At 39.8% G+C, this 15,556-nt stretch carries 14 protein-coding genes; 11 read left to right on the forward strand and 3 right to left on the reverse strand.

The genetic code is table 11. From position 1 onward, the window contains the following. Positions 1 to 48: 48 nt before the first annotated feature. The gene (locus EZ444_RS04855) at positions 49 to 2,853 is read left to right on the forward strand and encodes an FAD-binding and (Fe-S)-binding domain-containing protein (protein WP_131607592.1); all 2,805 of its coding nucleotides are present in this window, start codon (positions 49 to 51) and stop codon (positions 2,851 to 2,853) included. Between the two features lie 69 nt (positions 2,854 to 2,922). Here the strand turns inward: EZ444_RS04855 and EZ444_RS04860 are convergent, their stop codons facing one another. After that, a complete protein-coding gene (locus EZ444_RS04860) occupies positions 2,923 to 3,240 on the reverse strand; it encodes a DUF6686 family protein (protein WP_225874638.1) in 318 nt (105 codons plus the stop codon). A gap of 221 nt (positions 3,241 to 3,461) precedes the next feature. Between EZ444_RS04860 and EZ444_RS04865 the strand changes: the two genes are divergently transcribed. Continuing rightward, positions 3,462 to 5,372, forward strand: a complete 1,911-nt coding sequence (locus tag EZ444_RS04865; RefSeq protein ID WP_131607593.1) for an AAA domain-containing protein — start codon at positions 3,462 to 3,464, stop codon at positions 5,370 to 5,372. Position 5,373: 1 nt separating this feature from the next. Here the strand turns inward: EZ444_RS04865 and EZ444_RS04870 are convergent, their stop codons facing one another. Continuing rightward, a complete protein-coding gene (locus tag EZ444_RS04870; RefSeq protein WP_131607594.1) occupies positions 5,374 to 5,568 on the reverse strand; it encodes a hypothetical protein in 195 nt (64 codons plus the stop codon). Between the two features lie 108 nt (positions 5,569 to 5,676). Between EZ444_RS04870 and EZ444_RS04875 the strand changes: the two genes are divergently transcribed. Continuing rightward, complete coding sequence (locus EZ444_RS04875) at positions 5,677 to 7,257, forward strand: M1 family metallopeptidase (protein WP_131607595.1); 1,581 nt, start codon at positions 5,677 to 5,679, stop codon at positions 7,255 to 7,257. Positions 7,258 to 7,444: 187 nt separating this feature from the next. Here EZ444_RS04875 and xrtY read toward each other — a convergent pair whose 3' ends face one another. Continuing rightward, complete coding sequence (xrtY, locus tag EZ444_RS27830; RefSeq protein WP_131607596.1) at positions 7,445 to 7,960, reverse strand: exosortase Y; 516 nt, start codon at positions 7,958 to 7,960, stop codon at positions 7,445 to 7,447. A gap of 114 nt (positions 7,961 to 8,074) precedes the next feature. On the opposite strand from xrtY, the gene EZ444_RS04885 reads away from it, so the two are divergent. The 8 genes from EZ444_RS04885 to EZ444_RS04920 all read left to right on the forward strand — a co-directional run bounded on the left by EZ444_RS04885 (position 8,075) and on the right by EZ444_RS04920 (position 15,555). Continuing rightward, positions 8,075 to 8,677 (forward strand): DUF1269 domain-containing protein, encoded by a 603-nt coding sequence (locus tag EZ444_RS04885; protein WP_131607597.1) that lies wholly within the window; start codon positions 8,075 to 8,077, stop codon positions 8,675 to 8,677. Positions 8,678 to 8,818: 141 nt separating this feature from the next. Next, the gene (gene gap, locus EZ444_RS04890) at positions 8,819 to 9,814 is read left to right on the forward strand and encodes a type I glyceraldehyde-3-phosphate dehydrogenase (protein ID WP_131607598.1); all 996 of its coding nucleotides are present in this window, start codon (positions 8,819 to 8,821) and stop codon (positions 9,812 to 9,814) included. Beyond that, complete coding sequence (locus EZ444_RS04895; RefSeq protein WP_131607599.1) at positions 9,807 to 10,238, forward strand: GNAT family N-acetyltransferase; 432 nt, start codon at positions 9,807 to 9,809, stop codon at positions 10,236 to 10,238. The genes gap and EZ444_RS04895 overlap by 8 nt, the downstream gene beginning before the upstream one ends. Before the next feature lie 42 nt (positions 10,239 to 10,280). Then, complete coding sequence (locus tag EZ444_RS04900) at positions 10,281 to 11,474, forward strand: phosphoglycerate kinase (protein ID WP_131607600.1); 1,194 nt, start codon at positions 10,281 to 10,283, stop codon at positions 11,472 to 11,474. A gap of 201 nt (positions 11,475 to 11,675) precedes the next feature. Continuing rightward, positions 11,676 to 12,149: a division/cell wall cluster transcriptional repressor MraZ gene (gene mraZ, locus EZ444_RS04905; protein ID WP_131607601.1), complete on the forward strand. Its 474-nt coding sequence runs from the start codon at positions 11,676 to 11,678 to the stop codon at positions 12,147 to 12,149. Next, positions 12,139 to 13,044, forward strand: a complete 906-nt coding sequence (gene rsmH, locus EZ444_RS04910) for a 16S rRNA (cytosine(1402)-N(4))-methyltransferase RsmH (RefSeq protein WP_131607602.1) — start codon at positions 12,139 to 12,141, stop codon at positions 13,042 to 13,044. The genes mraZ and rsmH overlap by 11 nt, the downstream gene beginning before the upstream one ends. Continuing rightward, a complete protein-coding gene (locus EZ444_RS04915; RefSeq protein WP_131607603.1) occupies positions 13,041 to 13,463 on the forward strand; it encodes an FtsL-like putative cell division protein in 423 nt (140 codons plus the stop codon). The genes rsmH and EZ444_RS04915 overlap by 4 nt, the downstream gene beginning before the upstream one ends. Further along, complete coding sequence (locus EZ444_RS04920) at positions 13,453 to 15,555, forward strand: penicillin-binding protein (RefSeq protein WP_131607604.1); 2,103 nt, start codon at positions 13,453 to 13,455, stop codon at positions 15,553 to 15,555. The genes EZ444_RS04915 and EZ444_RS04920 overlap by 11 nt, the downstream gene beginning before the upstream one ends. Position 15,556 lies beyond the last annotated feature (1 nt).

A 15,556-nucleotide genomic window follows, 5' to 3' on the forward strand; every position in this document is an offset into this window, starting at 1 on the left:
AGCAGGTATTCGTAATGGATTCGTTTGCCTGGATAAGCATTTTTTTAAATGGAAATAGGGAAACTTTTAGAAGATATTTTACCGAAAGAACGCATTAAGGTACGATTGATAGATCTTGTTGCTTATGCATCGGATGCTGGATTTTACTATTTACGGCCTAAAGCTGTAGTGCGGCCAATTGCTGAATCGGAGATTATAGCACTATTCCGCTTTTCACATCAGCATCAGGTGCCTTTAACTTTTAGAACGGGGGGGACTAGTCTTTCAGGTCAGGCGATAACGGATGGAATTCTTGTAGATTTAAGTCAATACTGGAATAAGGTAGCGATTGAAGAGAATGGAGATCTGGTAAGGGTGCAGCCTGGAATTACAGGAAGCGTGGTAAATGGCCATTTAAAACGATATAAAAGAAAGATTGGACCTGATCCATCCAGTATAGATGCTGCGATGATGGGCGGAATTCTATCGAACAACTCGAGTGGCATGTGCTGTGGGGTGAAGTTAAACTCTTACCATACCACCAAACACATCCGTTTCATTTTGCCTGATGGTAAAACTTTTACCACAGAAAAGGTGGCTGATTACGAGCGGTTTGAAAAGGAATGCGGCCATATTTATGAGGCGATAAGGGGGATGCAGGATCAGCTTAGAGACAATACTGCACTTTATGATCTTGTCCGCAGAAAATACGAGACTAAAAATACGGTAGGCTATTCCTTAAATGCCTTTATTGATCATCAGCATCCGCTGGATGTGTTGGCACATCTTTTAATAGGTGCCGAAGGAACGCTAGGCTTTATTGCTGAGGCAGTAATGGCAACTGTTCCCGATTATCCTTATAAAACCACGGCCTTTTTATATTTCCCTGATATATATGCGGCCTGTCAGGCCATCATTCCTTTAACAGTTTCGGGTGCCGAGGCTGTTGAATTGATGGATAGAGCTTCTTTAAGGTCTATCGATAGTTTGAAAGGAGTGCCATTAAGATTAAAAACTTTGCCGGAAACGGCTGCCGCTTTGTTGGTCGAATTTCAAGCCAATACCTTAGAAGAGTTGCATGCTAAGAAAAATGTATTTCTCGCTTCTGCTTCTTTCTTATCTATGCTTGAAGCGCCTTTGTTTACTGAAGATGTAAAAGAACAAGCTTTTTTCTGGAAACTAAGGAAAGGGATGTTCCCTGCTGTTGGTGCAGTACGGGCTAGCGGGACTACCGTTATTCTGGAAGATATTGCTTTCCCTGTCGCAAAACTTGGGGATGCTATTCTTGATCTTCAACAATTGTTTAAAAAATACAAATACCATGAAGCCATCATCTTTGGTCATGCCAAGGATGGTAATATCCACTTTGTGGTGACACAGGCTTTTCATACCGCCGCGGAAATTGAGCGTTACGATTTGTTTTTGCAAGAGGTAGTAACGTTGGTGGTTGAGACCTATGATGGGACTTTAAAAGCAGAGCACGGTACTGGTCGTAATATGGCCCCTTTTATTGAAACGGAATGGGGAGGAGAGGCTTATCAGATCATGAAGCAGTTGAAGTCTGTCATTGATCCGCAGAATTTGCTCAACCCCGGAGTCATCATTAACGAAAATAAAAAAGCACACATTACCAATTTAAAGCCTTTGCCTTCAGTAGAACATGAGGTAGATAAGTGCATTGAATGTGGCTATTGCGAGCATAAATGCCCAAGCCGAAACATTACCACTACACCGCGTCAAAGGATTGTGATTCGACGGGAACTGGCCATATTAAAGGCAAAGGGCAATAAGCGGGATTTTGATCAGTTGGTTGGCGAATACCAATACGATGGATTGGATACCTGCGCGGTTGATGGTTTATGCGCTACAGCTTGTCCTGTTGATATCAATACTGGTGATTTGGTGAAACGTTTAAGAAGAGAGAGCCATAGCAAAACTGCTAATGGCCTGGCTTTGACGGTTGCAAAGAACTTTGGTGCCACGGCCTTTACAGTAGGCTTGGCGGTGAAAGCTGGTGATGGTATGAACAGACTTTTTGGTGAATCCACCATGAGAAACATTACAGGTGGTTTGAAAAAGATGATCCCTGCTATGCCTTTGTGGAGTAATCAGTTGCAGCCTACAAAAGGTAAAATCGAAGGAAGTCGCAATGGATCTGTAGTCTATTTTCCTACCTGTATCAACCGGATGATGGGGGGAGCTAAGGACAACAAGAAGAGTGTGCCACAAACCTTTATGAGTGTTTCTGCTAAGGCTGGAATCGAAATTGTTGTTCCTGATGACATTAACAGTACTTGCTGTGGACAGTTATTCTCCTCTAAAGGTTATCAGGATGCTTATGTTTATACTTCAAACGAAACGGTTAGGAAGCTTTGGAAATGGACTGAAGGTGGTAAATTACCTATAGTGCTTGATGTTAGTTCTTGTACGCATACTTTACAGCATTGTCGCACAGTTCTTTCTGATGAAAATAAAGCTTATTTTGATCAAATGAGCATCATCGACAGTATAGATTATTTACATGATCTTGTGTTGCCTAAGTTGAATGTGGTACATAAAAAAGATAGTATCGTTTTACATCCTGTTTGTACGTTAAAGAAAATGGGACTGGAAGGCAAGTTGTTTCAAATTGCAGACCGGTTTGCGCATGAAGTAGAAGTACCTTTGATGGCTGGTTGTTGCGGAATGGCAGGGGATAGGGGGTTTCTTTTCCCTGAGCTTACTGCTGCGGCTACTGCCCCAGAGGCTAATGAGGTGAAAAGTGCTGAATACTCAGGGTATTATTCTACTGCTAAGACTTGCGAAATGGCGATGTCTGATGCGGTAAGTAAAAATTATGAGTCAATTCTGTATCTGGTTGACGAGTGTTTGTAAAATAGCCATTATAATTCTATTCCACATACGGATAATCTGAGATGAATGTAATCTCTAAAAGAACCTTTCTTATTGCATCAATTTGTATACTTCTTTCATAAAAATAGCTTCATCAATTGCTGCTTTGCACAACTCAAATTCTTCTTCAGCAAAAGCAAAACTAATGTCATCGTGTGGCGTATGTAGAATTATCCTTTCTTCTCCGCCGGGAAAGGGGAGGCACCTGTCTTCGAAAGAAAGGCTATGGAGCACTTCTTTAAAAGATATAAATGCCTCCTCTGTAAAACTCAACATCAGGTTGTCGTGCCAGATGTAAAATCTTTTGCAACCTATACAGCTACTAATTATCGTTTGTCCTTTTTGACTTAATATTTTGTTAATACACATCGCAATTAATTTTTAGTCATTAGATGATTGTCGCGAGATTTTGCCCCCTGAATTGAATTATTTTGTGTTTAAATCAATACTTCCTGATTTGGCTATAAATATAGTGTCTATTATTTATATTCATTCTAAATAGTTGAATTAAAATAAATTTGGTCTCCGTTGTGTCGCCTCTATATAGGCCTGGGGCATTATGTTACAGCTTTATACTTATCTTTGCGCGAATGCCATATTTTAAAAAACTGCTTGATCTTCTAAAAACGGAACGTGAGGAAGATTTACAAAGCTATATCAAACAGAAAGAAACGCTTTCAGTTGCAGAACGTAGAGCGAACGGGTTAACCTGGTATCCTATTGCCATCCGTGGATCGGAAATGAGTAGGGGAGACTATCTGACTGTTGAAGTAGAGCGGACAACACATCAGGATTTGCCACATCAGTTAAGGTTTGGTATGCCTGCGGTATTGTTTTCGAATCATGACCCGAAAAACGACCGGGTTGAGGGCGTAATTGCTTACCAGGGCGGTAGTCGCTTAAAAATTACTTTACGTACAGATGAATTACCTGATTGGGCCAGAGATGGTAAATTGGGAATTGATGTGCTTTTTGATGATCACACTTATGATGAAATGCAGGGAGCGCTTAAACGGGCTTCCTTACGGAATGAGCAGGGTGATGATCATCAGTTGATAAAAGTGTTAACGGGAGCAGATACCCCTTCTTTTGCGACTGATATTTTTCATTATCCAATTGCTAAGTTAAATGAGGTACAGCAATTGGCTGTAAACCGTATTGTTGCCGCAGAGCAATTGGCGATTGTGCATGGCCCGCCAGGTACTGGTAAGACTACTACGCTTGTACAGGCGATTAAGGCATTAATTAAAGATAAAGGCAGACAGATTTTAGTGGTAGCCCCCAGTAATACTGCTGTAGATTTGTTGACTGAAAAGCTGTCTTACGAGGGCTTGAATGTACTTCGCATTGGGAATCCTGCAAGGGTCTCGGAAAAACTGTTTTCTTTAACTTTAGATGGTAAAATGGCTAACCATGGCACTATAAAAGAGGTTAAAGACTTGAAAAAGCAGGCTGCGGAGTATAAAAATATGGCTCATAAATACAAAAGGAATTTTGGTAGAGCTGAAAAGGAGCAACGTAAGGCCCTTTTTGATGAGGCGCATAAAATCATGAAAGCCGTTGCCAATACCGAGCAATATATCATGGACGATCTGTTAGATAAGGCTCAGGTGATTACAGCAACATTGGTTGGTGCCAGCCATTATACCGTTAGAGACCGTATGTTTGATACGGTTGTAATTGACGAGGCTGGGCAGGCTTTGGAGCCTGCTTGCTGGATTCCAATTTTGAAAGCACAAAAACTTGTATTGGCGGGAGATCACTGCCAGTTATCACCTACTATAAAATCTAATGCAGCTGCTAAGGCCGGTCTAAGTATGACTTTACTGGAAAAATGTGTGGCATTGCACCCAGAGGCTGTTGTTTTGCTGGAAGAACAATATCGGATGAATGAGAAGATCATGAATTATTCTTCTTCGGTGTTTTATGAAGGGAAGCTAAAGGCGAATGGCTCTGTAGCTAGTCATTTGTTATTTGAAGGGGATGCGCCATTGGCTTTTATTGATACTGCTGGTTGTGGATTTGAGGAGAAAACGGAAGGCACCAGTACCTATAATCCAGAAGAGGCTGTGTTTTTATTGAAGCATATGACGCAGTTATTTACCCAGCTAAGTGCCGTTTATACCGTTGAAAATTTTCCTACTGTAGCTGTGATCTCACCCTATAAGCAGCAGATTCATGTGTTAAAAGACTTGTTGATCAATCATCCTACTTTGCAGGAATATGCCAGTAAGATTTCAGTGAATACCATTGATAGTTTTCAGGGGCAGGAAAGGGATATTGTTTATATCGGCATGACCAGAAGTAATGATGAAGGAGCGATAGGCTTTTTATCGGATATTCGCCGGATGAATGTGGCTATGACCAGGGCAAGGAAAAAGCTCGTTGTAATTGGAGATAGTGCAACCTTATCGAGATTACCTTTTTATGCCGATTTTATCAATTATGCGGAGCAGATGGATGCTTATCAGAGTGCATGGGAGTTTGCTGATGTGGATTAGCTTAGTCGGAATCTTCATCCGATTGGTCTCCACTTCCATATTTTTCTGAATAATCTCTGGCGTTTTCATCTGCTAATGAATTGCCTTCTCTTTCGCTTTCCAGGTTGCGGTCTAAACGGTCATTCCATTTATCCAATCCATCTGGATGGTTGTGTTTTTTAATGAGGTTGGCGTTTTGTTTTTTAGGGGTTTTCATTGCTGTATGTTTTTTGGTTCATCTTAATAAACAGCGTCAGGCCGGAATAGGTTTTGATTAATCCATCATAAAAATTATTATCTTTCGTACGAAAAACAACATTTACCGATGAAAAAATACATTACCATTGTTCTTATTTTTTTTAGCTCAATAGTTTTTGCACAAGAAAAATATTGGCAGCAGCATGTAAGTTACAAAATAGATGTCGCATTAAACGACCAGGAAAAGTCATTGAAAGGCTTTGAAACAATTGTGTATAAAAACAATTCGCCTTCTACGCTTAACTTTATCTGGTTTCATATCTGGCCTAATGCCTATAAAAATGAAAATACGGCCTTGTTTCAGCAATTGAAAAATGATACCGCCAGAGCTGCAAAGCTGGAGAAATATACTCATGGGAGTATAGAGGGCTTGAATTTTAAAGTCGATGGCAAAGTTGCGACTACCGAAGCGCATCCAAATCCACAATATATTGATGTGATTAAACTGAAATTGCCGAAGCCGTTAAAGCCTGGCGATTCTGTAAGTATTACTACTGATTTTAAAGTGAAGTTGCCTTCGTATTTCTCTAGATCTGGCTTTGCAGATGGTGAATTTATGGTTTGTCAGTGGTACCCAAAACCGGCGGTATTTGATAAGAATGGCTGGCATGAGTTTCCTTATCTGGATATGGGAGAGTATTATAGTGACTATGCTTCTTTTAATGTAAATATTACGGTGCCTGCTGATTATGTAGTTGGGGCAACAGGTATGCTACAAAACGTGGACGAGCTGGCTACCTATAAAAAGGTAGGTGCTAAGAATGTTGCTGATCGCAATGCCAAGCCTGCGCTTTATGTTGCAAAAAATAAAAACGGCGTTAAAAAATTGAATTATAAGATCAATAATGTACCTGATTTTGCCTGGTTTGCAGATAAGGACTTTGTGATTCAATACGATACTTTAAAACTAGAGTCGGGTAAAATAGTTGATGCTTTTACCTATTATCACAATAAGGACAGCACTTTGTGGAATTATAGCATTGACTATGCAAAGGACGCGACTAAGCGTTATAGTAAATGGATTGGGGAATATGAATATCCTGTAGTGCAGGTAGTAGAAGGGCCTAAAAATAATTCCAGTGGTGGGATGGAATATCCAACAATTACGCTAATCACCAGTCCCGATGCTAAAAAAGAATCATTAGATGCAGTGATTGCACATGAGGTTGGACACAATTGGTTTATGAGTATGTTGGGGAGTAATGAAAGACAACATGCCTGGCAGGATGAAGGATTGAATACTTATTTCCAGTTCAGATATGAAGCCGAAAAGTACCGGTCCAATTCTATATTTGGCGATGGCATCCCTGTTGAAGTTCAGGCTTTGCCGGTTAAAGAATTTTTGGCCTCGATTTATGGTGCTTTGAGTGGAGCGCCTATGACCTCAGCTATTGATATCCCTTCGGACAAGTTTCCTTCGTCTGATCAGTATAGCGAAGCTTCGTACTTAAAAACGGCTTTGTGGTTGTATATTCTGGAAGATGGAGTAGGGCGTGAAAAGATGGATAATGCTTTTAAGCTTTATTTTAACTTGTGGAAAGGAAAACACCCACAACCAGAAGATTTAAAGGCTGCATTTGAGCAATCGCTCGGCATCAATTTAGATAAGTATTTCGAATTGCTGAAGAAAGAAGGAAAGTTTCAATAGCATCTGGTACCTTCAAGGTATATTAGCCAATATTTGGAGGGGTGTTGAGCAGGCCGCTGGCCCCAGCAATGCCTCGTCAACACCCCGGTAAGGCCCCAACAACGTCCCCGCAATTATAGGTTGTTTTTTGAACTCGATTACGATTTTTTTAGGAATTGATAGCTGTTGTCCTGGTACTAAGGTTGTCTCAGGAATTAACCCATATATAGCTTATGAATAGAATTGCAATATACAAAACCGCATTGAAAATGTCGTGGTGATTGACAGAAAGCATGGTTATTTTTGGATTGTAAAATAAAGAGATCAGTATCAAGCGGCATAGATTCATGCTTAAAATTAGACTTAGTCCGACGCAAATAAAGGTAAGGCGTGAGCGAAGTGGTTTTGGGAAGGCAAGGACAAAGGCCGAGAAACAGCTCATGATTCCATAGCCAAGGCAGGAGTAGACGAGTCTGAATCCTGAATGGCTTTCAACTTTTAAACTGATGTTGGTTGTGTAAACCACATAACCCATGAGTTCTAGTATTTTTGCTGCGGCAGCAATATATAGGTTACGCCACAGTTCTATATAATTCAAATGATCATCTAAAAATGGGAAGTATAGTCCTCCAGGGCTTGTGATCCCAATATACCCTATGTTAAAGCCATAAAAGGTAACAAAGAGTATCAGGAAATTTATTGAAAATCGGACTCCACCCAGCATATATTTTTTAGTAAAGTTTATTTTTTTAGGTGAATTAAAAAAAGCTATGGCTTTGTTTACCTAAAACAAAGCTCCTTTCCATTTGTCTTATATAATCATAGATAGACAAAGCGTATGGAAAAGATAATTCAAGCAGTATTTGACAATGAGGCGGATGCATTTACCGGTTTAAAGGCATTACAGGAATTGGATTTGATCCATGATTTATCTTTAGGAGAGTCGTACTTGCTAACTAAGAGTAAGACAGGTGAAACCTCAATTAAATCAGCAACTGATAAGGCTGCGGGTTCTGGAGTGGCGGGAGGAGCCTTAGTTGGTGGATTGGTTGGACTTTTAGCTGGGCCTCTGGGATTTATTATTGGTGTAGCTGGGGGGATGATTGCGGGCTCTGCAGGGGAGACTTTGAGGGCGGAAGATCGGTCTGACTATCTTGATGTGGTATCAAAGCAAATCCCCAACGGGAAATCAGTGTTAATTGCCCATGTTTGGGAAGACTGGAAAACACCTGTTGATACAGTGTTGGAGCCTTTAGCTACCTTGATTACTCGTTATGAAGTGCATAATAAGGTGTTTGATGCTGATTATCAGGCTAAACAATATGAAGCCTGGATTAATAGTGATCAGCAGGCAGGGACAGGCTTGGATGAAGAAAAACAGAAGAGAATTGAGAGTAGGCTAAAAAGTCAGAAAAAGAGACTTACGGAGATTAAAAAATAATTTAACATCGATGCTGACCTATAGACCGGGTAGTTGATGTTAGTTGGCTTCATGACAGTGTTAGTGAATAGTAAATAAACAATAAAACTACCACTACGTTAAAGAATATAGGTACTTTTGCGCCCATATTTATACGAGCAAATGAAATTAGCGATTAATGGTTTTGGAAGAATTGGACGTATTTTTTTACGCAGTGCAATAGAAAGAAACATCAATGTTGTTGCCATAAATGATCTTGGCGATCCAGCTACTTTAGCTCACCTTTTTAAGTACGATACCGTTCATAGGGGATTTAAAGGAAAGGTGAGTTATGAGGATGATGGCTTGGTCATCAATGGAAAGAAAATTCTAGTATATAATATAAAGAAACCTGAAGATTTGCCTTGGGCTACTTTAGGGATTGACCTTGTTTTGGAGTCGACCGGTAAGTTTACCACAAAGGCCGGCGCTGAACTTCATTTGAAAGCTGGTGCGAAACAGGTATTGATATCTGCACCATCACCTGATAAAGAAGTGCCGATGGTGGTGTTGGGGGTGAACGATGCAGAAATAGATTTGAGTTCGCCTATCCTGTCAAACGCATCTTGTACAACTAACAATGTTGCACCAATGGTAAAGATATTGGACGACAATTGGGGGATACTAGATGGTTATATTACTACGATACATTCTATGACGGGTGATCAGAATCTACATGATTCGCCTCATAAAGATTTAAGAAGAGCTCGCGCGGCTTCTGCTTCTATTATTCCTACAAGTACAGGAGCAGCTAAAGCCATCACTAATATTTTTCCGCATTTGGAAGGTAAGCTAGGTGGTGCTGGGATAAGGGTGCCTGTATTGAATGGATCATTGACCGATTTTACTTGTATTTTAAAAAGTCCTACTACCAAAGAAGATATTAATGCTGCCTTTAAAAAGGCTTCTGAGAATGAATTGAGTGCTATTGTGGAGTATACCGAAGATCCGATTGTTTCGGTGGATATTTTGGATAATCCGCATTCTTGCATTTTTGATGCACAGTTGACTTCTATTGTTGGCGATCTGGTAAAAGTTGTAGGCTGGTATGACAATGAATCTGGTTATTCTTCCAGATTGGCTGATTTAGTTCAGAAAATAGAAAAGCATCATGATTAAATACATTACAACGACAGAAACGCTTGGATTAAGAAATCTTGTCTTGCGGAACAATGCTGGGCTGGATAAATGCATTTTTCCGACTGACGAAACTGAGGGTAATTTTCATTTGGGATGTTTTGTGGAAGATAGATTGGCCTCAATAGCTACTTTTTTTCCAGAAGATTGTGAGGGTAGAGGTGCTGGAGGCTTTAGATTGCGAGGTATGGCTACAGATCCTGCTTTTTCAGGTAAAGGTTGTGGCTCGGATCTTATAAAATTTGCAATTAATGAGCTGAGATCTGCTAATGCTTCTTATATTTGGTGTCATGCGCGTAGTTCTGCTGTCGGTTTTTATGAAAAACTGGGCTTTGAGGTAATTTCGGAAGAATATGAGGTGCCAGAGATAGGTCCTCATTTTAATATGATTAAAATTATCTCATAAAATACACGCAAACCAACCTTAATCGAAAACAAAATATTTAAAATGAAAACAATAGATCAATGCAATTTTAAAGACAAGAAGGCTTTAGTTAGAGTAGATTTTAACGTTCCTTTTGATAGTGATTTTAATATTACTGATGATAAAAGGATGCGTGCTGCATTGCCAACTATTCAAAAAATACTGAATGATGGTGGTGCTGTAATTTTGATGTCGCATTTAGGTAGACCTAAAGGTGGACCAGATGATAAAAACTCTTTAAAGCATATTTTAGGTGATCTTTCGAGGATGCTTGATTTGCAGGTGAAGTTTGCTGATGATTGTATTGGTGCTGATGCTGTAGAAAAAGCAAAGAACTTAGAACCTGGTCAGGTTTTGCTTTTGGAGAATTTACGTTTTCATAAAGAAGAAGAAAAAGGTGATCGTGACTTTGCTGGAAAATTAGCGAAGTTAGGTGATGTATATGTAAATGATGCTTTCGGAACAGCGCACCGTGCGCATGCATCGACAGCTATTGTTGCTGAGTTTTTTCCTACTGAAAAATACTTCGGTTATTTAATGGCTGAAGAATTGAAAAATGCTGAAAAGGTAAATGTAGGTGCTGCTAAGCCTTTTACTGCAATTATGGGTGGCGCGAAAGTGTCGGATAAAATTTTACTGATTGAGAGTTTGCTAGATAAAGTAGATAACTTAATTATTGGTGGCGGTATGGCTTATACTTTTGCAAAAGCACAAGGTGGTGAAATCGGAACATCTTTACTAGAAGCAGATAGAATGGCTTTGTGTTTAGAATTGTTAGAGCAGGCTAAAGCTAAGGGTGTTAATTTATATTTGCCTTTAGATACGGTTATTGCTGATAAGTTTGATAATGAGGCAAGTAAGGGTACGGTGGATACAGGACAGATTCCTGCAGATTGGATGGGCTTAGATATTGGTCCAAAAACAGTCGCTTTGTTTTCTGAAGTGATCGCTAACTCTAAGACTTTGTTGTGGAATGGCCCAATGGGTGTATTTGAAATGGCAAATTTTGAGCAAGGTACACGTGCGGTTGCGGATGCTGTTGTTGCTGCAACACAGAAAAACGGTGCTTTCTCTTTAATTGGCGGTGGTGATTCGGCTGCGGCGATTGCTAAATTCAATTTAGAAGATAAGGTTAGTTATGTGTCTACTGGTGGTGGTGCATTGCTGGAATATATGGAAGGTAAGGAGTTGCCTGGTGTTAAGGCAATTAATGACTAACGCTAAGGATATTTTTTAGGACAGGCGTTTCGTTTTTACGAAACGCCTGTTTTTGTTTACCACCATATTTTCTGCGTTTTTGATGGTTTAAAGGCAGAAAAATATTGGTATGAAATATGTTGATAATTTTTTGTGGTAGAATGTGGTAAAAAGTGGTAGAAATATCTATTTTTACACTACATAAAAAGTGCACATAGAGAAATGGTACAGCTATTAGGAGAGTTTGATTGTAAATTAGATGCGAAAGGCCGCTTGATGGTCCCTTCGAGTCTAAAAAAACAATTGCCTAATGTTGAGGATGAGGGACTTGTGATTAACCGGGGCTTTGAGAAGCATTTGGTTATTTATCCCAAAAAAGTTTGGGAAAGCATGGTGGAGGAGATGAGTAAGTTGAACCAGTACGAACCAAAAACAAGAGCGTTTATTCGTTATTTCACTCGCGGCGCGACGTCTTTGACGTTGGATGCTGCCGGAAGAGTGAATTTACCGAAGTCTTTATTGGAATCTGTGGGTATTGAAATTAGTGAAGATCTTGTTTTAGCTTGTCAGTTTGATAAGGTGGAAGTTTGGTCGAAAAAGGCTTATGAAGCTTTGTTTGATGAGGAGCCTGAGAACTTTGCTTTTCTTGCTCAGGAAGTAATGGGAAATAAAAACAGGGGGGAAGATGGAAAATAGTTATCATGTTCCTGTTTTGTTGAAGGAGTGTATGGAAGGCTTGGATATTAAGCCGGATGGAGTGTATGTGGATGTGACTTTTGGTGGTGGTGGACACTCTCGTGAGATCCTTAAAAAATTAGGTAAAGACGGAGTTTTAATTGCGTTTGATCAGGATCCTGATGCGCAAAGAAATAAGATCGATGATCCCCGTTTTCATTTTGTAGATCAGAATTTTGCTTTTCTTAAAAATAACCTGCGTTTGTTGGGTTATAAAACTGTAGATGGTATTTTGGCTGATTTGGGAGTTTCTTCTCATCAGTTTAACGAGCCAGAAAGAGGTTTCTCTACCAGGTTTGATGCTGCCTTAGATATGCGTATGGATAAACAAGGTAAGTTGACAGCTGCCGATGTTTTGAATACGTATACTGAAGATCAGTTACATAAAATTTTTGGTATTTATGGTGAGGTTAAAAATGCAAAATCTTTAGCTAGGGTTATTGTTACTGGTCGTGTTGATCGTCCGGTTTTAACCTTGGCTGACTTTAAGGTGGTTGCTGCAGCGCACATTCCTAAAGGTAAAGAGCATAAATATATGGCGCAGGTTTTTCAAGCTTTACGCATTGAGGTGAACGCCGAGATGAAAGTGTTGGAAGATTTTCTGTTGCAAACTGCTGATGTTTTAAAACCAGGAGGTCGTTTGGTGGTGATGTCATATCATTCATTAGAAGATAGGCCGGTTAAGAATTTCCTTGCAAAAGGAAAGTTTAGAGGTGAAGTAGATAAAGATTTTTTTGGTAACGAGCAAAAACCGTTTAAAGCGATTACGAGGAAAGCTATTGTGGCTGATGAGGCTGAGTTGGAACGTAATAGTCGGTCGCGGAGTGCTAAGTTAAGAGTGGGAGAGCGGTTATGAACAACAGGTTTAGGGAACATCTAGATGAAGAACCGGAATTAGAAGAGGAGATCGATGTTAAGGTTAAACCTAAACCGAAACAAAAAGAGCCTGAAAGTAGTAATGCTTTTTTTAAAAAGCTGTTTACTGAGGGGGTAGTAAGTAAAGAGGCTGCAACGGAGATGTTGCCGTTTTTGATATTTCTTTCGGTTTTATGTATGCTATACATAGCCAATAGCCATATGGCTGTTAAGAATATCAGGAGTATTGATAAGTTAAATAAAGAAGTAAAAGAGCTGAGTTGGGAATATAAGTCGCTAAAGGCCGACCTGATGTTTAAGAGTAAACTGACGGAAGTAGCAAAAAAAGTAGACACTTTAGGGATAAAAGAACTGACTGAGCCACCTAAAAAAATTGTAATAAACACTAATGAATATTAGAGATAACATCTTATTGCGTGTTTATCTGTCCTTCGGGCTGATTGTACTGCTTGCCGTGGCGGTATTGGTCAGACTGTGCGATGTACAGTTTGTGGAGGGACATAAATGGCGTGCCATGGCCGATAGTCTCTCTACAAAGTATATCAATATTGAAGCTGCAAGGGGTAATATTTATTCAGTAGATGGTAGTCTGCTGGCAACCTCTATTCCTGAGTATGAATTGAGGATGGATTTGTTTGCTGGTGGAATACAGGATAAGGATGTTTTTAATGAAAAAGTAGATTCATTAGCATTTAGCTTGTCTCAGTTTTTTAAAGATAAATCACCTAAAGAGTATTCGCGTTACCTGCGTGCTGCACGTAGGGATAGTGTTCGTTACTTGTTGATTAAGCGTAAAGTTGGTTATCAGGAATTGAAGACCATCAGAACTTTCCCTTTGTTTAATATCGGAAAATATACTGGGGGTTTGATTGCTGTTCAGCAAAATAAAAGAATCAGACCGTTTAAGTTTTTAGCGGCTAGAACCATTGGTTATAAGAACGAGAATGTTCCGAATGGCGTTGGTTTGGAAGGTGCTTTTGGAGAATATATTAACGGCGAAAGTGGTAAACGATTGGTTCAGCGTATTTCGGGTGGTGTTTGGATGCCTGTTAATGATGAGGCTGAGGTAGCGCCTAAAGAAGGAGCTGATATTATATCTACGATTGATATCAATATGCAGGACCTTGTGCAAACAGCGCTGGAAAAGCAATTGAAAATTAGCGATGCTGATTATGGTACGGTTATTTTGATGGAGGTTGCTACCGGAGAAGTTAGGGCTGTGGCTAATTATACCCGGGTAAGTGAGGGGGTTTATGAGGAGCAGTTTAATTACGCTATAGGTGGTAGTCAGGATCCAGGTTCAACCTTTAAGTTGGCTTCTTATATGGCCTTGTTGGAAGACAAAAAAGTAGATACAAACACACTGGTGTCTACGGGTGATGGTACTTACAGGGTTAAGGGGCATACGATTAAGGATTCTCATGGTGGAATAGGTACAGTTACAGTGATGAAAGCTTTTGAGCAATCGGCAAATACGGCGGTTGCTAAGTTGGTAAATATGCATTATCAGGATGATCCATCTCAGTTTACAGATCACTTTTATGATATTCATATGAATGAGCGCTTGGGATTGCAGATTCCGGGTGAAACAAAACCGGTGATTAAGAATCCGAAGTTTAAAAGTTGGAACAAGAATTTGACCTTGCCGCAAATGGCTTATGGTTACGAAATGCTGATTACGCCATTGCAAATGTTGACATTTTATAATGCGGTTGCTAACGATGGGAAATACATTGCGCCGCTTTTTGTGAAAGAGATCAGACGTTTGGGTAATCCGATAGAGCAGTATCAGGCAAGAGTAATTTCTGATCGTATCTGTTCTGAAAAAACGATTAAAAAGTTACAGGCGATGTTAGAATCGGTTGTGACCAAGGGGACCGGTAAACTGATGGGTTCTCCATTATATAGGGTTGCAGGAAAAACAGGTACAGCTCAGGTTGCTGATGGGCGTAAAGGTTATAAGGGTAAGCCAAGCTATCAAGCTTCGTTTTGCGGATATTTTCCTGCAGAGAAACCGAAGTATTCAATTATAGTGTCTATCAATGGGCCTAAAAATGGTTATTACGGAGCAACGGTTGCTGGTCCGGTATTTAAAGAAATAGCGGATCGTATTTATGCAAGTGACATGGAAATGTATAACAACATTTCGGAGCATTATGTTGGTAATACGATTAATCCGGAAGCTAAAGCTGGTCATAGTAAGGCGGTTAAAAGGGTGTACAATGCTTTAGGTGTTAAAGCTTTATATGCGGCTAAATCGGATTACTTTAATAGTGTGGATACCAGTAATGGTATAGTTTACGAAGAATTTAACTTGATAAAAGGAGTGATGCCTGATGTGAATGGGATGGGCTTAAAAGATGCTTTGTATCTTTTGGGTAATGCTGGTTTAAAGACCAGAGTGAAAGGTAGCGGAAAGGTTGTGAGTCAATCCATCGCAGCCGGAAATAAAATAGGAAAAGGTTTATCAGTACAAATAGATTTACAATAAG

This window comes from Pedobacter hiemivivus, from assembly GCF_004331685.1.
GTDB lineage: Bacteria > Bacteroidota > Bacteroidia > Sphingobacteriales > Sphingobacteriaceae > Pedobacter > Pedobacter hiemivivus.